Origin of the sequence: Paenibacillus sp. UMB7766-LJ446, assembly GCF_030226665.1 — a bacterium.
Lineage (GTDB): Bacteria > Bacillota > Bacilli > Paenibacillales > Paenibacillaceae > Paenibacillus > Paenibacillus vandeheii.
On the sequence record NZ_JASOYM010000011.1, the window covers coordinates 180814 to 206414 of the forward strand.

A 25601-nucleotide genomic window follows, 5' to 3' on the forward strand; every position below is an offset into this window, starting at 1 on the left:
AAATGGGATAAGTATTATCCCAGTGGTGTACAGCATACGCTGGATTTCGCCATACTTTCGTTTAGCAGTTTGACGGCGTTGATGACCATATCCCGTTCAAACTCAGACATATGCGAAAAGACTTCTTTTAAATAATCATTCATCTGCTCATCAATGACCGTAGCAACAAACTTACCTTGTGTAGTCAAGGATAATATGTAAATCCGTCGATCTTCAGGTAAGGGTGTTTTTTGAACCAAACCCAACTTTACGAGACTTTGGACCTGGCGGCTAAACGTCGTGATGTCTATGGATAGTGCATCTGCTACTTGCTGAATGGATGGATTATGCTTGCGATCAATTTCATAAATGATATGACTTTGAACAAGCGAAATATCCAGCCCTCCTGCCGTGCAACAGTTTTTATCCAATAATCCAAAACGTCGTGTCATGATCTGAAACATCTCTCTTACGTTGTTTTCCAATGACCTCACCTCTTGTTATAGTTATACTATTATTATTTGCAAAATGCAAATGTTTTTTTATTTTTCTATCCCCCTTCCCATTTCGAATTACAGTGTGATATATAAACATATACAAAAACAACTTGTGGGAGTGATCAATATGGTAATTCTGCGGCAAGCTGCCGAAGTGGATCTGGGAAGCATTCTGACTATTTATAACCAAGGTATTGAAGACCGCATTGCCACGCTAGAAACAGATATAAAAAATGAAGCTTACATATCTGATTGGTTTAACAAACACCAGGGTCGTTACTCGGTACTTATAGCCGAACAGAATGATCAAGTGGTCGGATGGGCTTCTATCAATCCATATAACGCTAGAAGCGCGTATAACGGTGTCGGTGACCTCTCCATTTATATTCATCGTGATCATCGCGGTAAAGGAGTCGGAAAACAGTTACTTCAGAAATTAGAGAAAATCGGTAAGCAGAATAACTTTTATAAGTTTGTTCTTTTCACCTTTCCATTTAATACGCTTGGTCAGAGCCTATATCATAAAGCTGGATACCGAGAAGTAGGTGTATTTCAGAATCAAGGCTTTCTGGAAGGAAAATTTGTAGATGTGATGGCTATGGAAAAATTATTATAAGCATCGAGCCGTATTGATCTTATAGTACCTAGGTTTACGTATTACTTGAACACGATATATTAAACTAACCTGCCCCGTTAGCTTTACAAAAGCAGCCGATCATATGGATCAGCTGCTTGCTTAATTGTATGTTTACCGTTAGCGTAGCCTTGTTTCTAAGAATTAATCACATTAATATCATCTACCTTATAGCCATTAAGACCATCTCGTCTAAACGCCATTTGAACTGTCTCTGGCCACTCGCCTTTCATCACTGTCATTTCTAAAATAAAATCAGCCTCTACATTATCCGAACCTTGGATTGGTAACACGTGAACATTCGCGTACAAAAAATTGTCACGGTACTTTTGACGAAGAGCACTCATTATTTGAGGATTTAATTCAATGATCAACGCCTGCTGGATTGACGAGCATTGACTTATATCTGTTACTGACTGAGTTTCTTCAGCTAAAGCTGGAGTTTGGTTAAGCAAAGTCAAACCGAGCGCTAAAACAGTTCTTAAAATGATCTTTATCAAAAGCAAGCACCTCATAGTTGGAATACTTTATTTTATCCAAAATGAGGAGTTGGATACGTTTTGAACTAAATTATCCCATTACATGAACAAAAGCAACCAATAATGTAGATCGGTTGCCTCCTAAGATTTATTAAGCTATCGTTTTTAAAGAAATTACCTGCGAATTCATGAGTCTGAGTGAGGAAACTGAATCATTTCGAGGGAGTTGCATAAGAATTATATCTTCATAAAGTAATCAGTAAGCTTCTTATTTTCTTGTTCACGTAATCGTTTATTTTCTTGTTCAAGTTCTTTATTCTTTTTTTCCAACTTTTCAATCTTTCTCTTTAGAGAAGCGATTACTGCATTTTGATTGTTCTCGTCGCGTTTAATCCTCGAATCCACAAATACATTTTTTTGTTGATTTCGTAAGAAATCGATACGCTCTTTGAGCTCAGTATGATTGTAAAGGGTTGCTTTACTCACTCCAGCTTCTTCAGCTACACTATTAAAGTTAATAGCCTTAGAACTCTTTGTAAGGCGTCTAATAGCTTCTTCAACCTTTTCTTTAGTTTCTTGCTTTCTCTTTTCATGTAACCGCCTTAATTGTTCCTCACGATCAAAACTAGCCATGTTTAACACCTTTCTTTTTCTCACGTTCTAATTGTCTCTTCATTCGATCAAATCGACCAAAAATAACATTCCCATCTTTGATTGTTTCGTAAATAGTTTGGTACCTTTCCAAGTTCTTTTCGTTTGCTTTAACCATATCTTCACGACCATATTCTTTCGACGCTTCAATCCACTTTGTCGTTGTTTCTATGAGAAGCTCGTATTTCTTAACATCAAAACTTGACATACCTACTGCTAAATCAAAACATGGTTTTCCATCGTTTGCAGTAAGACAAGGGGGCTCTGCTGCTAATGGGCAGTTCCCATTGACTCTTGCACGACAGGTCCCATAAGGGTTATCTAAGGCATTTAACTTCTCGTCTTTCCACAACATATCAAGAATGTCTTTAGGGACATCTTCCCTTTCTGAGATCTTGCCAATTTCCCCATTTATGTCAAATGTAAACACACCTTGTTTCACAACCTTCTCGAACTCTTTACGTTTCGTATCATCTAATAGACGAGCATATTGTAACGTCATTTCGGGTGATGCATGGGCTAATAACTCTTGCACTGTTAAAATATCAGCTCCACCATTTATCATTTTTACTCCAAAAGTATGTCGAAACTGGTGAGGTCTGAAGTGAAACAAATTGCCTGATTCATCAATAATATTTTTTTCTAACGCTAATTTGTTTAGTTCTTCTCGAACAAAATTCTGACTAAAGGTCCTTCCCTTACGGGAACCTCGGTAGCGAACAAAAAGGTATCTTTCAGGATTATTATCATCATTGCTGTTTTGCTTTGAACGGTCAATTAAAACTGCAATTATATCTGCTAGATGATCATCAATGGGTATTTTGTGACCTATTACATACGTCTTTTCAATATCTGTTGTAAGATTTGATTTTCCGTTTATTTTACCTAAACAATCCTGCGTCAATTCCAATGTATCGCTTAAGCGAAGCCCTGTTTTGAAAGAGATCCAGACAATTGGCTGTACATCTGGATGAAGGTCATTTAGATTATTAAACAGTTGTTCCAATACGTAGTCAGGTATGTAATCAATTTCATCCAATGATTTTTTAGGGACAGTAGGAAAGTCTTCAGGATATATTAAACGAAACACCATTTCTTTAGGTGCATAATCTTCGAACTTCTCTAAAATTTGAAGATCTCTTATAAAAGCGCGAACACACTTTAATGCTTGACGAACATATTTTTTAGGGTTGGAATTTTTCTTGTTTAATTTGGTTTTAGTATGCTCCTTTAACTCTTCTATGTACGTTTCTATATGCTTTCTTTCAAGTTCTTTAAAAACGTTCCATTTAGGATTTTGTTTTGTAATTGAGTTTAAAAAAGGAATAGTGTATGTTCCATAACTTCGAGCTGTACTCCAGGTGAAGTTTTTTCCGCTGATAAGACGACCTTTTATATATTCTTTAAATATTTTACGAAATTTTTTATTCTCTATATTTGAAAAATCAATGCCATGACAACTAGTTGATTCATTGAACTCTATCCCATATTTTTTATTCAGTACCCGTACATCCCATCGATCCCTCTCCCATTCATCACGGGTATCTGTTAATTGGAAAAGTGTATTATAAACCCTTGCTAAAAAGCCATCTATTTCCGTGCGAGCTACGATTTCTTCCCCTCTCATCTTCTTGATGTAACTCGTCTTTTCTCCTTTACCATTCAACCAAAAGGTCCAAAGCTTTCGCTCTTTATTGATGTCTAAATCAAGAAGGGAAGTGAGATTTGAGTGCCTTTCGTTTAAATATTCAGCCAGTTTTTTTAGCGAGCCTGATATACTTTTAAATATAGTCCTTATTCCCCAACGGTCTGAAAAAATTTGATTGTAGTAAACAAACTTAATCTCCATGTTGATGTTTCGATTTGCACAGTTGAACTAAATGTTATTTACTATTCCTTTTCTTTTGTTATATTGCTCTTCAAAATTAGGGATTTTACCAATATCATGTATATTCCATATATCATTTACTAAAAAGTAATTATCATCTACAACTCTTCTTGTTACTTTTCCATCGTTGGAAATATCTTTAACCTCGTAAGTGGATAGGGTGGAAGTGATTAAGTCCCAATATTCACTTTTGGGGGTTGAATTATTTGGTATGATTTTATCCAATGTTTGTCCTCCTAAAATACTAATCTAGCCCCTAAAAGGAAGTACCTCGTCAGGAATACCTGATTGAAAAATTCCCTCTTTGTTCTCTACGCCTGGCCCAATTTCAAAAGCATGTGAGGCTTTCTCCCAATCCTTACGAATATCATCTTCAGAAGGGTGAACATATAGGTCGATGGTTGTTTGTATTTGTGAATGACCTAGACGTTCTTGTACTGCCTTTATGTTTTTTGTTTGAAGATAAAATATGGTTCCATGTGTATGACGAAATAGGTGAGGAGTAATATATATGCCAGTTTTCCTTTCTATCTCTTTAAGAGTTGCATAAACATCAGAATATGTTAGAGGTTCACCCGCGTTCTTACCCCAAACCTTCACAAATACAAAGTTATGGTCAGGATTATATTCATCTAGCACTTCGAACAAATAATCATCATACAAGTCCATTAGCCCTTGAGAGATGTCAATCTTTCGTTCTCCAGTCTTTAACTTCCCCCCGTTTGGTAATTCCCCTCTATTTGTTAGTTGGATTTTGTGCTTCCTTTTTATTGCGTCAAATTGAAAGTCTTCAAGAAACAAGGAGAGAACTTCCCCTATACGAAATCCACTTTCAAAAAGTAACCTTACTAAAAATCTATCCCTAATGTTTGTAGTGGATTTATAGATATCATTAACTTGCTCCTTTGTAAATATCTTTACTCTTACTCTAGGTTCGTCTAATTTAAGCACATTTTTGAAACGTGGTTTGTCTTTATGTACATGATATAAAAAATCCTTATATCCAGTTCCACCTGGACCTTGAAACATCTTTTTCATCAACTTTTCAACAACATTTGATTCAATAAATTCTTCTCTGTATAGATAATCATAAAATGATGTCACTACCGTGAGGTAAGTGTTTACTGTTCTTTCACTACGTTTAGCCTTAACTTCCTTTTGGGGTACTACTTTATTGCTTTCATATGGATTTCTGAGCCAACCAACGAAATCAGATATTATTTGAAAGCTAACTTGCTGATAATCAATTCCTCTTTGTTCTAAGTATGTAAAGTAATATTTCAAAGCCGTACAATAAGTCTGTAAAGTATTGCTACTACTCTCCTTGTTATAGTGAAATTTCATATACATCGCAACGGGTTCAATGGGCGATCCATTTGAATCAATAAGCATATATACTTTTCTATTCCCAATCAATATTTGTTCTACCTTCATAAAAGCATCTCCAACCAATTCTAATTTACTTTAGTGCTGCTACTTGTAATGTTAACCAAAATTGTTTTATCTTTAAGGTCCTCTCACCGAGGCTACGTCCTCTTAAAGCAAACAAACGTTCGTTGTTTGTATATCCATATTAAACATTCTAAACTATAATTTCAACCATTATTTAATTAATCTGTTATGTAATTAAAAGGGATAGCCAGTCCTCATAATAGACTAACTATCCTATGAATTATCACCTATATTTAACCAATGATCACTCGTTATTGGCATGCTATAACCGGCTGCTTTAGCTTCTTTGATCGTCACCTGTCCATTACCGTTTGTATCAACACTAGAAATGTCAGCGTTTTTATTTGAACTAGTTGAGTCAGAAGGCTCACTGCCTGTTAATCCGAGTGATACATTTACTTCATCAGGATTCAAATTATCAAATGTATCGACGATCTTGTTACCCTTTAAGGTATAGGTGTACTGGTAACTTGAAGGGATTTGGGTTTCAGTATTGGGATATGTGACAATTGCTTCAAAATTAGTGGCTCCACCTGCTTTACGTATCGCATCTTCCATATAAGCTTGATCACCATGTCGGTTGAGTGTGCTATCTTGTGGGGTAATATTATATGCATTCGATACCCCTCCGAGAGAATCAGCAATGATATGTCCTTCATCTAAAACGTCACTTTCGACACCAGGAACCTTCGCCTCATCAGGGTAGTATCTCCCAGACGATAGTACAGGTTCGTAAAGGTCGTCTTGTAGAATAATTTCATCAGCAAGGACACGCACTAATTGCCCATATTCATTAGTAAATGCCCAATATTCACGGTCTCCGTATCCAATGTCAACAACAACGTTAGGTTCACGATACCCAGACAAATCACCACCATCGACTTCGATAAGCTTGTATCCTAAAAACAATTCATTATTTGGTTGTATTGATATTTCTTCTCCTAGTGGTTCATCAACAACTGCTTTAACAGCTGCTTTTTTTTCACTATTCTTAGTTATTGTATTTGTGGTTATTTCTTGTGAATTTGTTTCTATATCTGTATTGGATGTATCTTCTACGTTGGTACAACCAACCATAAAGATGATCGTTAAAATTAAGAATAAATAGTTCATTTTCTTTTTCATTTTAGGACTCTCCTATAATTTCATACTGTTCATTCTAAAAACGATGACTTTAACTATTTTTTTCTTATTCCATAATCTTACCATAAAAGACTAATATCCTATTGATTACCTTGCCATAGTTAGCGCAGCGAAGGCAGCCGATCTTAGTCATCGGCTACCTTCGGGTCATAATTAAGCTATAATTTCCCGTTAGTTGAACAAAACTCCTTTCCACGGTTTATAACAAACATTTTAGTGTCATTGATCCATTAACAGGATCCTCTATTTCAGTTAACTTAGATTTTATTTTTTTTGAGTATACTCGTGCAAATCTCATAAATTCATTTACTGATAGCGTAGAGCCACCATTATATTTCTCTTGTTTAGGTATTTCAATTGCTGATTGCGTGTTGTAGTAGGAGGTCATGGGATTATTATCAATCGCTTCTTTGTTTCTAAGATTGAATACTGAATCACAAGGACGCTCAATTTTACGCAGATGTTTAAGATAACTGGATAACTTTGGTTTAGATGTAGTAAGCTCATTCTCAAATTCTTTATATGTATTAGTTAATAAGCTATCCTGGTACCAGACAAGATCATAAATATAATCGCCACATTGAACCCATGAATGAGAGTTTATTGAATATGGTGCACAATAATATTTATGTTTAAATTCGTGATCAGTGTGTGAACTTAAATATGTTGCAATTAAACTTGAAGATATATGACAACAGTATGGATATGTGTGATGTTTATATAGAAACTGAATAAAGGGCTTCTCTATATCGCTAAGAAATTCACGTATTTCCTTGTTCATTTTATACCTCCTCTGATTATAAGGATAATACTTATGTTGTATTTAAGAAGATTAACAATCTACAATTGTTATATCAAATATAATGTAGTACCCATTTCAATTAAACTGCCCGTTAGGAGAAGACAGCCGACTATTCCAGCTATCTTATCTTTTTAAAGCAGTTCGAGCTCAATCTGTTCAACAGCTTATCAATGCGTTATTGATCACCATGAATATATTTATCCTTGTACTCAATCATAAACCGCTGGATAACATCAGTTGCTTCTTCTTCCTCCATATTAAAAACTGTTGAATCATCGAATTCCTTGAAAATTATGCTAATCAACTGATTAAATCTTAGGTCAGGAAAACAAAGCCAGCATTCTTGAAGCAGATCCATAAAGGGGTGGATTCTATTTGGATTACGCACACAATGCACTCCCATCTGTAATATGTATGTTACTCCTATCAGCATGTCAAGGATAAGGTTCCATTACTAGTTATGGTAACACCTAAAATCTTTCCAGTATAGATCCAGTGTATATTATCTATATAGGTTTTATCAAAGAAGAAAAAAGCAGTAATCCAATGAAAAATATTTTGAATAGAAAGATCGAAAAAGTTTTATTTGCTCGATAATCTATCTTTCCTTTAAAGAAAATAAAACCGATTAATTAATCGGCTTTATTAAAAATAATCAATGAGGAGCTAAGTTGTTGGTCTTATTAAAAGCCAAACTACTTGTTAGCTAAGTAACCCTTTGCATATATTTCTCTTAAATGAAGTTGAGACTAGATCTTTGCAGCAATAAAGCCGATGCATACTGGTAATTTACTTCCCCATGAATAGTTGCCAGAGATGCGTACCGAAGATACTCCCTTCTCTACCCCAGTTAATCTAAATACCGCGCTACCTGTTTTGGCTCGTCTTGCTTCAAGATCCCATTCAGAAAAGCAGCCAGATACAGGACCACTACCCGGAACGTCAGGAAATTCAAAGATATAAATTTTACCTGGGTTTACATCAGTAAAGCGAGCTTGCCCCCAATAAAAATGTTCATTCTCACCGAAAAAAACTCCCTCTACATCGTTTCTATCCACAGTTACGTAAGTATAAGATGGAGTCGGTAAATCAGGAAAATCCGGGCAAGTTCCTAGATATTCACACAGCCTTTTAAATTTCAAACTTAATTCATTGATCTCATTATTAATGTCTAAGGACAAAATTTCCACTCCTTTTAGTTAGTTTGTAATCTTAATATGTCCATCCATAAATAAAATATTGAAAGATCATAAAAAAACAAAAAAATGGAAGCACATGTTGAAAATAAGCACGTACTTCCATAAAGGAATAAGAAATTTAAATGTCGTATTATTTGATGTTAATTCCAAGTGCAGCGAAAGGTGCATAAATGGCGGCAACTATTCCAAATGTCATAATACATTGAACCCAAATTGGATTAGCACCAGAATGCCTTTTTACATGATACATGTTGAGTAGTATCATGATTCCCGTAATAAAGATGCCCGGGACGAAAAATATAAAAAATAATTGAACGTTAAAATCTGTAAAACTCAAACCTTCACCTCGGTTATATTAGAATGCAAAGCCCAGTTGACCATCTTGTTCTCTAATTACTCCTAAGTTCACTTTGCTAAAATCCTTTTTGGCTGTGGAAGCGAACCTCCTAAAGAATAATGAGCTGATTTCATTTGCAAAGGCTCGGATCACCCGACCACATACGCTTTGCCCAATCATCTCATATATCCTATTCTTTGGGATGTGAGTAGGAAAATGAAACCATGACGGTATAGTGAATATTTTTCGGAGTTCAGATATACTTAAAAACCTCCATCTGTCCCCACTTTCATTGAGAACATAAGAGTTACTTGCAGAATAACTTCGGTACCGCGCCGGTATACACTGAATTTCGGTGCAGGTTTCCGGTTCAACAAACGTCTTTTCAGTGCTACGATTAGCCCACGAGTTATTTTTCTCCTTCTTTGCTGAAAAGCTCTCCCACCACTTTTCAAGAGATTTCCATTCATGTGGTGTCCCTTTGGGATCTAAATAGTCCTTCAACTTTAAACGACGGAATGAAGGAATCTTAGGCTGGCGAAACTGATTAAAATCCTCCTCATTTTGAATAAAAAGCATATATGATCGCTTTCGATGCGCAATCGATCCAAAATCATAGCTGTCAATCGTAAGCGGACCAATCACGTACGGGTAATCTATCGTCAGTAGTTCCTTTAGGTCGTGAAATACAGCCGAATGATAGAACTGCGGCACGTTTTCAGAAAAGATCACACGCGGCTCTGCAGCCTTAAGAATCTTATAAGTCCCTAAAACTAAGTTATCAAAGTATCCTTGGTCACCCTGGCCAATGTTACTGTGTTCCGAACAATCTAAAGAGATGAAGGCCACATCTGCTTTAGCCACAGTGTTGCAATCTCTTAAATCACCGTTAAACAAGTATGAATGAGGAAAATTAGCTTTTATTACATCAGCACAGTCTTCTGCAATCTCAACCTCCTGGACTGCAGTATAATAACTAGAATCAACAAAGATAGACGCGCCAACGCCACTACCGCTACAGACGGTTAGAAGCCTAATCCGTTCGTCAGGGGTGTTAAACTTCTCCGTTTCGAACAGACGGAACTTTAATGGCCTAACTTCAATTTCAGCATACTCACCATCTCTGTAGACACTGATTTCAATTTTGTCTTGGATACACATAATAGAGGAATACTTCGCTCCCGATGTATCCACTAACGGACGTGCTTCACCACTTGTGCGACTTTTACGAGATGAGACACTGACCGAAAAGACATTTGGTGATTCTTCCCGAGGTCGGTTTCGAATAATGATTCGTTTATCTGTCTCATTAACTTCCACATAGAGTTCTGAACCAGGTACTAATCCCGCTGATTCACAAACAAGGTGTTGAAGCCATAAGCGTGGCTCGTCTCTCTTATTACTCACGGTGTATACCTTTTTCAAAATTAATTTCAACTTGATATCCTCCTTGAGCAAGAAAGAGGGCACCCAACAGGTGCCTGCCCTTTCCGCTTTATACTATTATTTTTTTATTCCAACCGGTCCATTTAGCCCGCATTTTTAACAGTAGTAGCTTCTCGTGCCGACCATCTATTTGTAATGTACTCTTCCCACTCACTCAGCCATGTCTTCAGTTGTGACTTGTACCGTTGACTGAGCACAGCGTATTCTGGATAAACGTCTTTTAAGGGACGCCGCGAGAAGTGAAGATACGGGATACTCCTCATCATCTTGGAACCTGTCGCTTGGATCGTCCGAAGCTGCTCATCAAACCAACATGCTTTAATGAATGAAAAAGGTTCCTCACGAATGATTTCTCTCCAATCCATGCCGGATTCCGGATTAGAACAATTAAATGGACATAAATAACAGCGAGAACGCCGCTTGGGGAAACCATGATCATTCAGAAAATCGATGCTTTCCTGTGTAGTCAGGTTTTCCTCTATGAGTGGATACGCAAGACGTATGTACTCATACTGGGGTGATTGGTATGTATTCACCCGGCGAATCTCGTCTAAACTGAAACCTATATCCATAATAATCCCGATGTGATCAGGCATTTTTTGTCGCGGTCCGAGTCCATGCAGCTGCAGGATCATCTGCCTGGCAAGTTGTTTGACAGGAACGATTTTAAAGTCCACCGTACATTGCCTTGGCATTAATCCTCCCGGTAAAATTTCTCCTGTAAGGGGGTCAGCTTTGTTACAGTACACAGGGAGCTGAAAACGCTGATAGTCAGTAAAAAGATATCGCATCAGCATTTCTTCTAATCCACGTTCCATGCTTTTGTGATGCGTTATTAGAAAGGGGGTTGTATTTCCCATCACTTTCTGTCTTTCACGCCACCATGCTACTTGCTCATGGATAAACTGTGGCTCTGCCCCAGTATCGGCAAAAATAACATAGTCATAATGAATCTGCCCCTGTAAATGCTGTTCAAGCAAATGAGTGGATTGAGTACCCCCACCAAAGGACAAGACATGATAAATTTTGCAGCGACCCTCTTCTTTAAATTGGTCTACCAGCTGCTCTTTTGTTTTAAAAACACCATCAATAAACTTTCTATGATCAGAAAAACCGATCTCAAATAAATCCAATTGTTCTTCCACGGTAACTCCTCCTACATGCTGAATGCCAATTGTCCTTCGTCAACTTGATCTGAATAGCGTTCCAGAGATAAATGGTTTCCGGATCCAACACAGTGCTCCGGTAGATTTGCTCTAACGAGAGCTTTCGCAAATGGCGGTGGTACCGCATTGCCACAGCGAGCAACTTGGGCATGCTCCGGATACTTTTTACCATCAGCATCGATGTTGATGATGTAGTTGGATGGAAAACCTTGAGCAGCAAATAGCTCATGTGGCTTCAACATTCGCATCCCAATGTCCACAATGCGATAATCGATACCATGAATGGTGACAAGTCCAAATCGATCCTTTGTTGTGATGGTATGCAGGGGGTGATCGATATGCTGGCCATTATCTGCTGAACCGTAGTATTTGACCAGGAACGCTCTAACCTCTCCTACGTGCAAACCACCGGCTGTAATAGTGGGCATGGGTTCTGTTACCTGTTGACCATCCTTGCAGGTACCGCGAAGCTTAATCAAATGGCTTGCAAATAGAATGTCTTGTTTGTCTGGGTCTTCATCATTGAAATCTGCTGTATTTGGGATAGGTAGCTGAAAATCTTCTTCTCCCAGGTAGTCTGCCATGAATGAAGACACTTTCTCCAATTTTGAAATAGGGGTTAATGTAGGTGCCACCAGAAGATGCTCTGTTTTTGTGGTTACTGTGGTAAGGGGGTCTCCAATTGGATATTGTAGTCGATCACCGGCAAAACCAGTCTGTCCAATTCGAGCAATATAGGGAGTAACCAGTCCCCAGCCATTTTTAGAGGTGATTGTTTTTAGAGGCTCCTCGATCGAATCGCAGTAGTGGTGATTCGACCCTGAATGGTTTACACGCATTATGAATGGTTTAGGATTATTCAGGACAAATTTAAAAATTCCTCGGGCAATCCGGCGTTTTGTATTATCCGCAAGCTCGCGCTTTCTTTCAAAGATACTCGGGCACTCAATATCCCAATCGATGATGTCCTTAGCTGTTCTCCACGGAGCACGTTTGTTTTCCATTACTTCAATACTAGTTGGTGACCCATGAGTTGGCTCTGGCCATACAATGGGAAGTCCGTCGCATCTAGCAATGAGGAAAAGACGTTTTCGGCTGGTTGGTGCTCCAAAATCACATGCACGCAGCTCCCGCCACTCCACATCGTATCCGAGGGATCTTAACGCGTGTACAAACCACACAAAAGTTCGTCCTTTGCGTTTAGGATCCGGTACCATGCTTTGCAATTCAACAGGTACTACTTCCCCCGGTTCTGCAGGAACATAGTCCAAATCTCCATCCGCTGTAATGACCTTCTTCAGCACGCGACCGGTTTTCTTATCTCTTGCGGCAATAAGGGGGCCCCAAGTGATAAACTCTTCTACATTTTCCAGCATGATTACTCGAGGGCTGACAAGAGATGCCCATCTTACGGCAACCCAAGCTAATCCCCGAATTTCTTTTGAAACGGGTTTAGCCCCTTTTGCTTTGGAAAAATGTTTGCAGTCTGGAGAGAACCAAGCTAAGGCGACAGGTCTTCCCCGTGTAGCTTGAATGGGATCTACATCGAAAACTGATTCACAGTAGTGTTCAGTGCTTGGGTGATTGGCTGTATGCATTGCGATCGCGTCGAGATCATGATTAATTGCGATATGTACACTATGGCCAGTTGCCTCTTCAATCCCTGTGCTGGCTCCTCCTCCTCCTGCAAAATTATCGACGATAATTTCTCGGGAAGGATCAATACAAATGAATCTTCTACGCTTTTTTACCTTAATCCGGGCAGGTGGTTTATCCGCTAAAGCTAGTCCCAGATGGACTCCTCCTTCGATTGAGACAAAAAAAAGGTGACAAAAATAGGCATACGTCTCCCGTACACCAATTTTTATCACCCTATATTTGACTCTATATTTTATAACCGTAGTTCTCCATCATTGGCTGCTCAAAGGCCCCAATGAAAATGCTAAAATGTAGCTTTATATTACTTACAATAGTATCAAAAATTATAACTATTGAACATACCGTTCATAGTGAATGGGATGCTGGATTAAAATCCCGCCTCGCCTCCCCTTGTTTAAGTATTAAAATTTTGAATAGCTTCCCTATAAATTAGTGGTTTCGTGATGCTTAGTTATTCTTTTTTGTCTCCATGGAGTATGGCTTCCTTTGCCAGCCGAAGAATCACAAATGGATACAAAGTTAATCGAAGACTCCTGCAGCATGGATCCATTTTCTCTACACAGTCCGACAATTTTGGACCGGACTGCGTAGTATGTAACGGGGGTTACTAGGAAGTAGAACTTCCCAGAAAAGCTCCAGGTAAGCCCCTCTATGCCGATCAGACGCTTCTCGATCTCTACTTGAGAAAGACCCCATGGCTTGAAGTACAAATTTACAATGTTTTGGATCTCACAATTTTCGTTTGTACAAATTTCCGTGGATTCAAAGCTAGCCTCTGACTCAAGATACTCCGCTTGCTCTAATTCTTCTCTACAGTAGTAGCATGTTGGCATGTTAATACTCCTCCTGGCGGTATGAATTTATGTTCAAAACAAACAGATTTGTTTACTCTCCTGTGGAGGATCATAGTTCATGAATACAAACTCTGTTTCGATTCTTCGAGTTTGTCCTAAATGAGCTTTCGTCACTGTGCCCACTTTGGAGTCAAACGTGAGGCGATTCCAATCTTTATATAACTCCAGAATCAACGGATCTCCGTAATACGTGACCATACACTTTCCGTCAATTTTGTGCAGCATGTCTGCCAGCTTTTCATGCTCTTTGAAATTTCCCTTATAATAGTTTTCTCGGCCGCAATACGGGGGGTCAACAAAGAAAAATGTCTCAGGTCCATCATACCGGGTAATGAGATCCTTATAATCCAAGCATTCAATCATTACTTGGCGGAAGCGTTGTTCAAAGGCATCTAACTTCGTTATCGAGTTTTGGTAGTCCTTGGCTGTATTCTTAATTTTTCCCGATCGCCAGCCACTCTTTATGCCATTAGCAGGTATAATGCATTGGCGAAGCAAATAGTACCAACGGACCGCTTTTTCAAATGGGTCCACAGGTGATTCAGCATACAACCAAGATTCAAATAACGTTCTACTGGTTGGCAGTGATTCTAATGCATGAATGAGTTCTAATTTCTCTGAACGTAACACCAAAAGGAAATTGATAAGCTCATTATCCGTATCATTAAATACTTCAACAGTGCTCTTCTTTTTTGCTACAGTCATATGGGCGCCTCCACCAAACACATCGGCCCAGCAATGGTGAAGTGGAAGTAAAGGAACCAGTTCTTTTGATAAAAAATGCTTGCCTCCAAACCAGCGAAGCACACTCGAAATCCGATAATTATCTACATATTGGGTCATGACCATCTCTCCTATTTCCGTATCAAATTGATCGATCCGGAAATAGGCAGGGCTCTTTTTGCCCTCTTGCGTTATCTCGATGACCACGCAAGTGCTACTTATCCCATTGGGAGCTCGCATGAAGGGGGCTACAATGAACCGCTAAATGAGAAAACTCATTCCTTCTCGCACCTGGTATCAGAGAGTATGGTCGACACTTTGTTTGTTCATCTATAACCCCTTCTACTTCATTAATGCAATCTGAGTACGAAATAAAGCCTCGCGTAGCTTGTTTTCGGCTAATTGGACATAGTTCACCTTAATCAAGTAATAGATAAGCTTTGATATAGTCTTCCCAAACCTTTGCTTCATCTCAGATAGCTGAGTGTCTTTATACAGCCTAGATAGATCGATACCTTCAACAAAAGACCGCAGCTCTCCATCATGATCCTCCTCTTGAAGTGATGCCTCAAAAGCTTGAAGCGCTTTGTCTGCATCTTTTCTTTTCTGGCGATGGGTCCCGAGTAAAACCTTCAATTCCTCGACGTTTTGCTCAATACCGTATACATGTGCATTAACACTATACTTGTTCACCAGTTCACTCGCTTCTGCAGGACTTAACTCCTTCAGGTCAGAAATAATGTCTCTTTTTACTGTAAGGGTCTCTTTTACTTTTCGTTCTTTTAATTCTTCATCGATCAGGGACTCATAGTAATTTGGTTTAGTACCTAGAGGTACCCCGCTTCCATAAATGCGATAAGGAACTTGGTGTTCCTCCAATTCATGCTGTAATGGATCGGCAATGGTCCTGCCGGCATGAATTTCAACAAAGATATCCCCCCCACGAGTAGAAATGAATTCACGAATTCCTTTGGCAAACGTTGCTGCTTCAGTCGCACGTGGATGGAATTTCTGTTTCGGGTAAGGTTCAATGACTTTGTTGTACGGAATGATCCGTTGCTCATAAAACGAAAGGAAATAAATATCTTCTGCAGGGAATTCCCGAGCCTCCATGTACTGAATAACAGAATTGATCCAGCGACTCTGTTTGCCTTGATAAAATTGATACGCTGGCATCGGGGAATCGGGCCTTGCAGATGACTCCGTTATCAATGCGATCCTTTTAATAAGTATTCTCCTCCTTATGTGGATACAAAAAAAGGAGACAAAAAAAGGCATACGGGTCCCGTATACCTATTGTCTCCTTAAATGATATCCGATTTTTGTTGAGCCGGAGCTCCTCCATCCTTGTTGATTAGATAATCGGCAAGGAAAAATAATGGTGTTTCATAATGTAACTATTTTAACAGAAGGATGATTATGATTTCAATGCCGTGGACGGTAACTTTCTTCGACTTCAAGCTTGGCTTCAGGTAAGCCGAAGGCATTCCACAGGGTATCTAACATAGGTTTGAGCATCCGGCCCACTGAAAGTTTTGGAGTTTCAGTTTCAACATTATTGGGGTCGATAAGAATTTCTGGAAGAACCAATTTATTATCAGAATATGCATACCCTGTGTCTTCATATGGCAGTAATATCTCTAGAACTTCACTCTGAAGATAGAATGAACATATTACGTAAAATGGTTCGCTTATACCCATTTTTTCATAGTTGAACATTTGATGTTGAATATTTTCTATAAGTAATCGCTCTATCTGAGCTGCAGCGATAATATTATTTGTTATTAATCTAGTTGTTGCTTGCTCAATAATTCCATTACGGAATATTTGCATTTTGGAGTTTACATTAGTGTATCTTGATTCAGAAAAAATACCATCCAGGTTAATTCTAGGGTTAACACCAGCTCCAGCTAGAGGTATAAGATTGAGCCTGCTGATTAAACTCAAATCTAAGTTGAAATGTTTCTCGAAACTGGAAAGAGGTACGTAATGCAACAGACAAAATGGTTGATCAGCGAATTGTGATGCATGATGCGGAACTCTTTCCTCTTTGAAGTCTGAGTACATCTTTGAGAACTCAGTCGTTCCTAGGAACATATTTCGGATCTCATGAACGTCCATAGGAAATTTTCCGTTTGATTTACGAGAGTAAAAATGGCGATTTTCTTTTACACGATGCGGTCTTGACCAACTACGATAAGCACGAATGAGAATAATATGTTTATTCTCCTCTAACTGAAAATTAGTTATATCATATCTTGCCAGTCTGGGTTCAATACCAGTTTGCAGCCATCCGTTAATCTGTAATTCCAACTTATCTACATCTTCGCAATTAATTCCAACTAGCTCAGTAGGCTCCCCGCTCTCTTCACTTATCCCTATGTAAAAGTCTCCACCGAAAGTATTGGCTAACGAAGAGATGGCACCACAAACTTGCTCTGGCCGGGGCATTTGCGATTTATACTCAATAGTTGCAGATTCTCTTACTTTATTTTCGATAAGTTCATTCAGATCTTGGATGGTTAGTTCTGTGATATTCTTCTCGATAGTACTCATGGTTTACGCCCCCTACGCTAAATTTGTACCACTATAAGCCCTTAGTAAAGAATACCACTAAATTAAAATCAAGTGTGTTAAAGAGGTGATCGAACTGGAACTGTAGAATTCGCCTACTGTGGTTTTTGTATTTCTGGGGATGCATTGAAACAGAGGCTTGGTATAGAAATTTAATGAATGAAGGAAAATACGGTCAGTTCATATTTCTGTTTAGGGGGATGATGAAATGTGTATTGAGGCTGCACGCATCAATGCGGCGATGGTTTATGTAGGAAGAGAACTGCAGGGCGAAGGGTATGTTGCGGGATTCCCGAACTTTCATCAAGCTGATCATGGCAATGGTGTGGTTACTGCCATCTTCCTGATAAAAGGTGAAGCTGTTGATTTCAAAGACATCTCGGGGGAACGTATCGGGAATCCTAACAGGAGAGATGTTATAGAAATGTTTAGAATCGCTTCGAACCTTGCTTCGGAAGAAGGATACCCCGCTGCCATCCCTTCCTTACATCACGATCGCAGCAAAAATTTGTATGGTTTTTACTTCATTAAGCCAGGATATGTAGATTGGCAGGACGTTAAAGCTTCGGATTTGGGAAATCCCTCAGGGATATCGGAAAGATTTCGAGCAGCGAACGATTATAGTATAAAGCTTCCGTACAACGGGGCATTTCCAAATTTTCATGAAGCCAATTATGGTGAGGGATTGGTTTATGGTACCTATCTGTTAAAAGGCGAAGCTGGTGGCTTACGTGAAGTTCCTATGTCAGCACTAAACATGTCCTTTTATGAAGAGGTATTCTGTACACCAGTCATGAGCAGCTCATTAGTACCGAACATAGGGGAAATATCTAAGGTATGTTTACAATCATGGATGGGAACTTACGTTTGTGCTGAAAGCGGTGGAGGAAATATTGTAGTTGTGAATCGCCCCGTGGCCAAGGAATGGAAACCTTTGAAATGTACCGTCTAGACGAAGAACATGTAACATTAAAAACACACAACGGTCACTATTTATGTGCTGAAAATGGTGGTGGTAGTTTAATCGTAGCGAATCGTACAGAACCTAAAGAGTGGGAAACATTTCAGATTTCGATGGATCAGAACGGACTTGTGGCTTTCAAGGCTCACAATGGTCAATACCTTTGTGCAGAAGAATACGGTATCTTGAAGGCGAACCGTGATGTTCCAAAAATGTGGGAAGCATTTAAATTAATTGACCCCACAAGTGTAGCTGTAGAAGAACAGACACAGATCATGGTCAATGTCTATAAGATCCTTATAGCACCTTTTTGGCATACTGGAACTGTTATTGGGGAGAGAGAGTATTATTTTCAAACTAGTAATCGTATCAGGAAACGAGGACAGAGTAAAGTCTGTGTTGGAAGAAGTTCGAAATAGGTGGGATGGAACACGGTATGATTTAGGAAACCATAATTGTAATTTTTTCACGGATGATTTACTTAAGAGCCTTGGATCACCAGGACTTGATCAGGAGTATCTAAAAGCTAGTGGACTTGCTAAAGGATTATCTCAAGTCCCCGGAAGTTCATTGGTTCAAGAAGTATTGGTGAAATGGCCTATTAGCGATAAGAGACTGGATAAAGCTTTTATGGATGATTTGGAGAAACTTGCTCGTCTTCCTGGGGATACATTTAATGAAGTTAAGAGATTTTTAGACCGAGTTGGTGTAACGGGATCTTTTGGTGAGTTCAGACTTCCAGGAGGAATAAGCTGGCCCCATTTTTAGATGGCTTAAAGCGTTATAGAGCACACAACTTGAATAGGTCGATATAAAAAAAGGAGACAATAGGGGGCTGTATACTTATTGACTCCTTTTATATCCTGTTTTTTGTTGAGCCGCGGCTTCTCCATACTTGTTTGGTGTAGCACCACGAGTCAGAATTCTTGGAGTGATGAAAATGGAAACGTCCATTCGATAAAGTAACAATGTCATTTCATATTTAAATATTTAAAGCTTTTTGATAGCGTGGAGCCCCTCGATACTTAAATTCGTACACCACTACTTCTGGCCACATATTTTCATTGATGCTCCGTCCAAGTTCAATGGCCAACCCGGCTGGTCCACTATACAATAAATGAATTAATTTATACTTTTTTTGGCGGTGGATGGCTTCAACATTATCCTTAAATAGCTTTTGAATTTGCTGTACTTGCTCAAAATAAAGTAATCGTTTTACATGAGGATTCTCAATCAAAATGTCATATCGATCCTGGTTTTCTCCCAAAATTGCATGAACATCCTCGTCTGTAATCGTATCACTAACTGAAATTGTTACAACCAACTCATTAGAATCCTTATCTGTGAATGACGTAGTAGGCTTCAAATCTTCTAACAAAGCTTTATCCGGTGCTTTATTAACCCAGAAACCTCCTTCTCTATCATATTGGTATACTGTTAAAGGAACAGTGTCTGAAATTAGTTTCCCTAAATGAATTAAAAGGGGGATTGGAGAAATGGCATAAACTTCAGCTACATCGTACTTTCCTTTATTGATTCGAGTGACAAACTTTGCGTAGAGTTTCTCGTTATCAGCTTTTCCTTGCTCCCAACCATCAGGAGAGAAATTAGTGAATTCAACTTGACTTTCAATAGCTTCAAGCATGATATTAGGAGAGTGTTCGGTTAAAGGTAATGTCGTAAGTGGTGGGCCGAGCCTCTTATGAACAATAGCAAGACTCTTCTTCTTCTCATCTGTCCAACTTCTTACCCATTCTTCATGTTTACTCTTCATATCAAATAATAAAGTTGGTGGAAATGAGTCTCTTGTGTGAGGATCATCAATTAGCTTAGAATGTGTGTAACACATAAGCATTAAATTAGAGATATCTTCCAAGTTGCCATCAGAGTACCCAAATTCTTCTGCATACTCGTGCCGAGCTGCCCCCTTTTTATGACCAATGATATGTGCTTTAATACCTGAATTTGTCAGTTTCCCTTTTGTATTAACTACTAATCTTTCATTACATCCATCGAATGTACAAATCCCCCCGCTCACCATCCATAAATGGTAATTTTCCGCAGATGAAAGATTTCTTCTAGTCATTACAACACCTCCATTGATATTAGTATTGAATTTCGTTCCGTTTATATGACCCAATTTTAAGGAAAGTATCTTTGTTTGCTTGTCTTTGTCCATACCATACAACTAGCTCTGTAGTACCAACAATGATAAAGAACAATTGATTTTGATCCTGTATAGATTTTTCTAATAATTTTCTCCATTCACGCTTGTCGATAGCAGAAGGAGTTGGATGTGTTTCAGGATGTGTATGCCATTCACCAAAATAGAAACATCTGCCTTCACTACTTTCCCAGATCTGATTAAAAAACTCCTGGTGTTCAGCAGCTTTTCTAACAAAACGGTGTCTCGTTTGATTATCGCTTTCCATAGGTCGCGATGCATGGTCTACTACTATATGAGCATCACAATCAAGTACTCTTCCAATTAAAATACCCCCGGATTCCGGGGAATTCTTATGATCTTGAGCAAAGGAAAACAGCATTTGTAGTACGTCATCACTTATTTTAATTTTTCGATTATCAGGTAAGGGTAAAGGAAATATAGCCTTTGACATCTTAATGTGACTCCTTTTTAGAACAGACAGGACAGTTAGGATCATGATAAAGTAATTTATTTTTCGTCAATGTTTCCTCAGACATTTCATATCTACTACTTACCCGAAAGCCACGTTCTACAAAGGAGGCTGAATCCCCTTTCCAAGATAATATTGGGTTTCCTTGTATCTGGCCCCGAGAAACTTGATAAACAGTACGCAGCACTTTATTTGCTGTCTCTTCACTATCAAGAAAGCTATATGGAGTAAAGTAGGTACCACATCCACCAAGCGATTTAGTAAATGACTGGCCGGGTTTTGCAAAAGAGGATAGATTTCTTATTGGTTCTTCATTACTAAGAGGTCGGAATAGGCATTGATAGCAGCCCTTTTTCTCTTTATTTAGAGTGACAAGGACATGTCCTCCTATACCAAAGGGCTCAACCCAAGAATAAATAACAGGAGGGGAATTATCTAGTTTGTGCATATACCTATTAATAGACATTTCTACGTTCGGCGCACCGATACAGACAATAACATAGTTAACCGTACTCCAATCAATTAGATTTTCAGTGAGTACTGTATTTATTCTTTTGGGGATAGTAACTACCTCTGTAAAAGGATATTTACGTTCGAATTCTTTTTTTAAGGCTTCCACTTTAAATTGAGGGATGAGATTTTTAGATTCGTTATTGTCAAATACCTGGTCAAACCCAAGTTCATGTCGGTATATGTTTTCTACATCTAAAAAGTCATGGTCGATAAGCGTTATCCTTTGAAATCCTGCCTTTGCTAATCCCGTTGCAACTAAACTCCCTATAGCACCAACTCCAATAACGACAGCATTTTTGTTAGTGAAACCTGTATCTCCCCCAGTTCTTTGAAGTAAGAATTCTTTTTGGTGTCTATAAATATTAAATGGACGCACTTCTATTTTCACGGGGCATTGAACAAATGGATGTACTGTTTTTTTTCCTTTACGAACCATGCCTTCTGGATAATTTATTGTCATGCCGAACATAGCTTTTTTTTCGGTATCGATAGGTAACCCTAGACAGAAATAGTCATAGTTACTGTTGCTTTTTGGGGTACTACCCAGCAATTTTAATAGAATATTTTTGTTTTTTGAATCAAGATTTTTCATGATGAAATCTTTTGAATCCTTAAAACTCCAAAATTGGCCCCGTCTTGGTGGTAAGGTGAATGTTCCATTTTTTAGAGGGATATAAATGCATCTTCTCTTGACTAGTTCCTCTTTGGGTAAATGAAATGTGGTTTGCATATAGTGTATTGCACTATAATTTTTTTCGCAGATAAAGTAGGTGATTCCGTCTTTGGGTATCATATATATGTCCAACTCGCGGACCGTCTCATTATTTTCGTTAACAATTGTATGCGCTTCCTTATTACAGTTCTTTGCCCAGTATACTTCAAATTCCTCAAGGAAGTCATGATTTTCAGACGTAGTTTCCCCGTTTTCAAGGACAGAGATTACTTTTTCTAAACAATCTAAGACAACTTTACCAGGATACCTTTCATCAATGACTAAATTCTCGTTCTGTGTAAAGCAGATAAACCCATCATCTTCAAGATGGGGGATAAAACCAAATTGTTTTTGAGAATCATAGAAGTGAGGCATAGAGGATGGGAAATCAAAAGGTAAACCGACTACAAGAGTAGCCGGCCCCTCTAATATTTCAATTTGAATTCGAAAAGCATATTTTATATTACGTCGGTATTGTTTGAGGGACGATTCGGGAATCAAAGTTACATCTTCTACAAATGGTTGTCCATATCTTTTGATGTAGTCTATAGTCTTTTCAAATATGTTCATAACACATCCCTCTTCTCTTACGCTGACTCAGTTGACGGAATTATAGCTGGAACTGCAGCTCTTTGCCCAGGATCTTTCGAAGGCACAGGGAAATCGTCTCCGAATTGTTTTCTAAGTATAGTTGCCCCATCTGCGCTATCGACCTCATCTCTTGCCTCAATAAGACAAGCAAGAAGGTTCTCTAACTTCTCTTTGAATGCTTTAATTTGTTTTAGGGTCATTCTTTCGAGCAAATTAGGATAAGGAGCAACTGGTAACTTTACTTCAACATATGGATATTGAACAATCTCACCCTCTTCAATCTCCCATTTAGTGGTGAAAGTTGAAAGAAACGTAGAGATAAGATGGACGAGAGCTTCACTGTCACGATATTTTTTTTCTCCAGAAAAAAAGTCTACAATCTCTGTTTTAACTTGCATATTATGATACACAATGGAGGTTAAAGCAATACCAGTAGGCTTACCATAGGTAGTTCCTTTGAATTGAACATCTTTCCAACGTTTAAGATAACGAACAATCCTACGGAATTGTTTTCTGTCATCTTGGTCCGAATATTTTTCTCTAATCTCTTTAATTAAATCTTTAGGGTTTGATTCATCCCAACTTTGTTTTTCTAGAGTACTTCCTAACTTGCTTTTTGCTAAATACACCTTTCCATCGTTATTCTCTGATGCATATGTTGTTACATCAACATGATACCCAGCAGCATATGTAACAGTTACACAGGGGGTTTTCATTACGACGTTATTTGTGTGACCCACAAGTGCATCATAGACCCAAGTTTTTGCCTCAAGAGGATTCGCATCTTCCTTTGACATTTTAAAATAAAGTCCTAGGTCAATGTCGTAACTTTCTCCGTCTAAAGGTTTAATACCAGTTTTCATCGCATAGCTACCTTGATTAAATGTTGTATATGACTTAGCAGCTGCTGGCATTTTTTCCGATAGACGTTCGATAATGATATCTCTTTTTTCCTTTAAGATGGTAGACTCGTCGCTTAGTTTGATTGCATCATGAAAACCCTCGAATTGGCTCTGATTATGCGGCATAAAACTTCATCCTCTCACGATGTCATATATATTCATTATTTGAGCAAATTATAAAAAAGTAGACAAATCTATAATTACCGATCTGATCTTGCTGTGCAGAGTAATAGGAATTGGTTAATCATTACCATGGATCAATTTTCCTATACAATCGTAATCCTGCAGTTGGAAAAAGTCAATAGTTTTTTTGCGAACACCTGATCCTATTTTAGCTTATGTAGTATTTATCTTAATTGTATTATACTATATGTTGATGTTTTCTGTGTTTTAATTTCCAATCAAATTAAAAGTAACTCAAATGAATAGGTGCCTTTTCCGAAATTCAACTTGGAAAAGGCACCTATTCATTTGAGTTACATTATCATTTATCTACTGTGTTTGTGACTAAGCATCTTATATTTACTTACGCTTGTTCAAGATGTCCAGCGCCTTTTTATTCTGCTCAAGAATCTTTTTCAAAGTCCAGTCGGGAATCGACGTTTTCGGTTTTAAAGTGGAACTACTCCTTTTTCCAAGCTTTTTCATGGTAATCAGCTCTCTTCCTTGATTTCTATTAATATATTGCTCAAGAAGAAAGCCGGATATACCTTCCGTCTACCAGTCGATGTAACAATATATAAAAAAGGTGTTCCTATGAATAGATCATAGGAACACCTTAGACAAGTTCTAGAGTAATTATCTATTTTTTAGTAATTGGAGAGCACGTTCGTTAGCTTTTATTATTTTCTCCAATTCCGCATTTGATTCAATCTTTGTTTTTGGACGATCTTCTTTATATTTCATAACATTTAACCGATTCAACTTCGATTTAAAAAGTGTCATTGTAATCACCTCTTATAGTTAATATACCACACTATTCGTCTACGAACCAATCAAAGATTTGGACTAGATTGATGATATTCTTGACATCCATACTAGAAACAACGGCATTCGTCTCATGTGCTTGAATGGTCACGATAAAGCTATTAGTAGTTCCATAGAATGGAGCCAATACTACCTTATCTTCTTCTAAGACAAAAGATGCTCCCTTAGTCAATTCAGCGGCAATGGTTTCTTTTAAATCACCAGATATGCTTAAATTATTCATCCGTTCTATGGGGGTAAGTAGGTCAAGTATCTTTTGCTTCCGAATTTCAACATCACTTGAATAAGTGAAATTCTTCGTGGAAATGCGGAGTCCAAAAGTATCCGTATATAAACTGAGGTACTCCTTTAATAAAACTGAGTATATCTCCCAATTGGGCAGTTCCTCGATTTGCTCCTCCGTAAATTCAGAAAAATGATGCTCCGTATACTGTACTACTGTGGTGAATTGATCTACTTTGTGAGAATAGGCAGTAATTATGTCTGTACTGTTCTCAATTACTGAAGCAATAACAAGATCATTTTTTTTGAATTCCGTATTTCCAATCTTCGAGATGCTGGGTGTCTCTAGAATGGCAAGGTCAATAAAAATAGCAATACTTGCGAATTGAACTGCCTTTACCCAGTCATTAAGTAGAATATGGCCAGCTAGAATCATTCCCCCATAAGTTAGTGCCATAATAGCATAGGATGATTTCCGGATATTAACTATATTCGCAGAATACCAATTAGGTTTCCACCAGTGTAGCATGGTAGCCAAGCCCGCTATACTCATAAACCCGATAACCATCCAACCATAATAAAACATACTGCTCC

The 25601-nt window shown here is 38.2% G+C and carries 26 protein-coding genes; 4 read left to right on the forward strand and 22 right to left on the reverse strand.

Going from position 1 to position 25601, the window contains the following annotated elements; genetic code table 11:
• Positions 1 to 14 precede the first annotated feature (14 nt).
• On the reverse strand, positions 15 to 443 hold the full coding sequence (locus QP794_RS24220; protein ID WP_029881702.1) for a MarR family winged helix-turn-helix transcriptional regulator: 429 nt from the start codon (positions 441 to 443) through the stop codon (positions 15 to 17).
• Positions 444 to 597: 154 nt separating this feature from the next.
• Here QP794_RS24220 and QP794_RS24225 point away from each other — a divergent pair, with 154 nt between their 5' ends.
• Complete coding sequence (locus QP794_RS24225; protein ID WP_285079376.1) at positions 598 to 1092, forward strand: arsinothricin resistance N-acetyltransferase ArsN1 family A; 495 nt, start codon at positions 598 to 600, stop codon at positions 1090 to 1092.
• Positions 1093 to 1247: 155 nt separating this feature from the next.
• Here QP794_RS24225 and QP794_RS24230 read toward each other — a convergent pair whose 3' ends face one another.
• From QP794_RS24230 to QP794_RS24300, 16 genes are all read right to left on the reverse strand, one after another.
• A complete protein-coding gene (locus tag QP794_RS24230) occupies positions 1248 to 1610 on the reverse strand; it encodes a hypothetical protein (RefSeq protein WP_285079296.1) in 363 nt (120 codons plus the stop codon).
• Between the two features lie 216 nt (positions 1611 to 1826).
• On the reverse strand, positions 1827 to 2222 hold the full coding sequence (locus QP794_RS24235) for a DUF6262 family protein (protein WP_285079297.1): 396 nt from the start codon (positions 2220 to 2222) through the stop codon (positions 1827 to 1829).
• A complete protein-coding gene (locus QP794_RS24240) occupies positions 2215 to 4089 on the reverse strand; it encodes a tyrosine-type recombinase/integrase (protein WP_350338894.1) in 1875 nt (624 codons plus the stop codon). Before QP794_RS24240 ends, QP794_RS24235 begins: the two co-directional genes overlap by 8 nt.
• 27 nt (positions 4090 to 4116) lie before the next feature.
• Positions 4117 to 4353, reverse strand: a complete 237-nt coding sequence (locus tag QP794_RS33240) for a hypothetical protein (protein ID WP_350338895.1) — start codon at positions 4351 to 4353, stop codon at positions 4117 to 4119.
• Positions 4354 to 4377: 24 nt separating this feature from the next.
• Positions 4378 to 5562, reverse strand: coding sequence for a tyrosine-type recombinase/integrase (locus QP794_RS24245; protein ID WP_285079298.1), 1185 nt, complete (start codon positions 5560 to 5562; stop codon positions 4378 to 4380).
• A gap of 231 nt (positions 5563 to 5793) precedes the next feature.
• On the reverse strand, positions 5794 to 6705 hold the full coding sequence (locus tag QP794_RS24250) for a DNA/RNA non-specific endonuclease (RefSeq protein WP_285079299.1): 912 nt from the start codon (positions 6703 to 6705) through the stop codon (positions 5794 to 5796).
• A 217-nt stretch (positions 6706 to 6922) separates the two neighbouring features.
• A complete protein-coding gene (locus QP794_RS24255; protein ID WP_285079300.1) occupies positions 6923 to 7504 on the reverse strand; it encodes a hypothetical protein in 582 nt (193 codons plus the stop codon).
• Positions 7505 to 7700: 196 nt separating this feature from the next.
• Positions 7701 to 7913, reverse strand: a complete 213-nt coding sequence (locus tag QP794_RS24260; RefSeq protein ID WP_285079302.1) for a hypothetical protein — start codon at positions 7911 to 7913, stop codon at positions 7701 to 7703.
• 361 nt (positions 7914 to 8274) lie between these two features.
• The gene (locus QP794_RS24265; protein ID WP_285079303.1) at positions 8275 to 8706 is read right to left on the reverse strand and encodes a hypothetical protein; all 432 of its coding nucleotides are present in this window, start codon (positions 8704 to 8706) and stop codon (positions 8275 to 8277) included.
• A gap of 373 nt (positions 8707 to 9079) precedes the next feature.
• The gene (locus tag QP794_RS24270) at positions 9080 to 10498 is read right to left on the reverse strand and encodes a DNA cytosine methyltransferase (protein WP_285079304.1); all 1419 of its coding nucleotides are present in this window, start codon (positions 10496 to 10498) and stop codon (positions 9080 to 9082) included.
• Between the two features lie 92 nt (positions 10499 to 10590).
• Positions 10591 to 11652 (reverse strand): hypothetical protein, encoded by a 1062-nt coding sequence (locus tag QP794_RS24275; protein WP_285079305.1) that lies wholly within the window; start codon positions 11650 to 11652, stop codon positions 10591 to 10593.
• A gap of 11 nt (positions 11653 to 11663) precedes the next feature.
• The gene (locus QP794_RS24280) at positions 11664 to 13397 is read right to left on the reverse strand and encodes a DNA cytosine methyltransferase (RefSeq protein WP_483311951.1); all 1734 of its coding nucleotides are present in this window, start codon (positions 13395 to 13397) and stop codon (positions 11664 to 11666) included.
• A 357-nt stretch (positions 13398 to 13754) separates the two neighbouring features.
• On the reverse strand, positions 13755 to 14165 hold the full coding sequence (locus QP794_RS24285) for a hypothetical protein (RefSeq protein ID WP_285079306.1): 411 nt from the start codon (positions 14163 to 14165) through the stop codon (positions 13755 to 13757).
• 33 nt (positions 14166 to 14198) lie between these two features.
• Complete coding sequence (locus QP794_RS24290; protein WP_285079307.1) at positions 14199 to 15029, reverse strand: DNA adenine methylase; 831 nt, start codon at positions 15027 to 15029, stop codon at positions 14199 to 14201.
• A gap of 222 nt (positions 15030 to 15251) precedes the next feature.
• A complete protein-coding gene (locus tag QP794_RS24295) occupies positions 15252 to 16085 on the reverse strand; it encodes a hypothetical protein (protein ID WP_285079308.1) in 834 nt (277 codons plus the stop codon).
• 249 nt (positions 16086 to 16334) lie between these two features.
• On the reverse strand, positions 16335 to 17465 hold the full coding sequence (locus QP794_RS24300; RefSeq protein ID WP_285079309.1) for an AlbA family DNA-binding domain-containing protein: 1131 nt from the start codon (positions 17463 to 17465) through the stop codon (positions 16335 to 16337).
• Positions 17466 to 17691: 226 nt separating this feature from the next.
• Between QP794_RS24300 and QP794_RS24305 the strand changes: the two genes are divergently transcribed.
• From QP794_RS24305 to QP794_RS24315, 3 genes are read left to right on the forward strand one after another with little or no spacing between them, the layout of a single operon-like run.
• Positions 17692 to 18435, forward strand: coding sequence for a fascin domain-containing protein (locus QP794_RS24305; protein ID WP_285079310.1), 744 nt, complete (start codon positions 17692 to 17694; stop codon positions 18433 to 18435).
• Entirely contained in the window at positions 18408 to 18863 is a 456-nt protein-coding gene (locus tag QP794_RS24310; RefSeq protein WP_285079312.1) for a fascin domain-containing protein, read from the forward strand. Before QP794_RS24305 ends, QP794_RS24310 begins: the two co-directional genes overlap by 28 nt.
• Positions 18844 to 19212: a hypothetical protein gene (locus tag QP794_RS24315; RefSeq protein WP_285079313.1), complete on the forward strand. Its 369-nt coding sequence runs from the start codon at positions 18844 to 18846 to the stop codon at positions 19210 to 19212. The genes QP794_RS24310 and QP794_RS24315 overlap by 20 nt, the downstream gene beginning before the upstream one ends.
• A 214-nt stretch (positions 19213 to 19426) precedes the next feature.
• Here the strand turns inward: QP794_RS24315 and QP794_RS24320 are convergent, their stop codons facing one another.
• The 5 genes from QP794_RS24320 to QP794_RS24340 form a co-directional block, all read right to left on the reverse strand.
• Positions 19427 to 20530, reverse strand: a complete 1104-nt coding sequence (locus QP794_RS24320; protein WP_285079314.1) for an SAVED domain-containing protein — start codon at positions 20528 to 20530, stop codon at positions 19427 to 19429.
• Positions 20531 to 20549: 19 nt separating this feature from the next.
• Positions 20550 to 21062, reverse strand: coding sequence for a Mov34/MPN/PAD-1 family protein (locus tag QP794_RS24325; protein WP_285079315.1), 513 nt, complete (start codon positions 21060 to 21062; stop codon positions 20550 to 20552).
• Between the two features lies 1 nt (position 21063).
• On the reverse strand, positions 21064 to 22875 hold the full coding sequence (locus QP794_RS24330; protein WP_285079316.1) for a ThiF family adenylyltransferase: 1812 nt from the start codon (positions 22873 to 22875) through the stop codon (positions 21064 to 21066).
• Positions 22876 to 22892: 17 nt separating this feature from the next.
• Positions 22893 to 23924 (reverse strand): nucleotidyltransferase domain-containing protein, encoded by a 1032-nt coding sequence (locus QP794_RS24335; protein WP_285079317.1) that lies wholly within the window; start codon positions 23922 to 23924, stop codon positions 22893 to 22895.
• Between the two features lie 850 nt (positions 23925 to 24774).
• A complete protein-coding gene (locus QP794_RS24340) occupies positions 24775 to 25593 on the reverse strand; it encodes a type II toxin-antitoxin system SpoIISA family toxin (RefSeq protein ID WP_285079318.1) in 819 nt (272 codons plus the stop codon).
• Between the last annotated feature and the right edge of the window lie 8 nt (positions 25594 to 25601).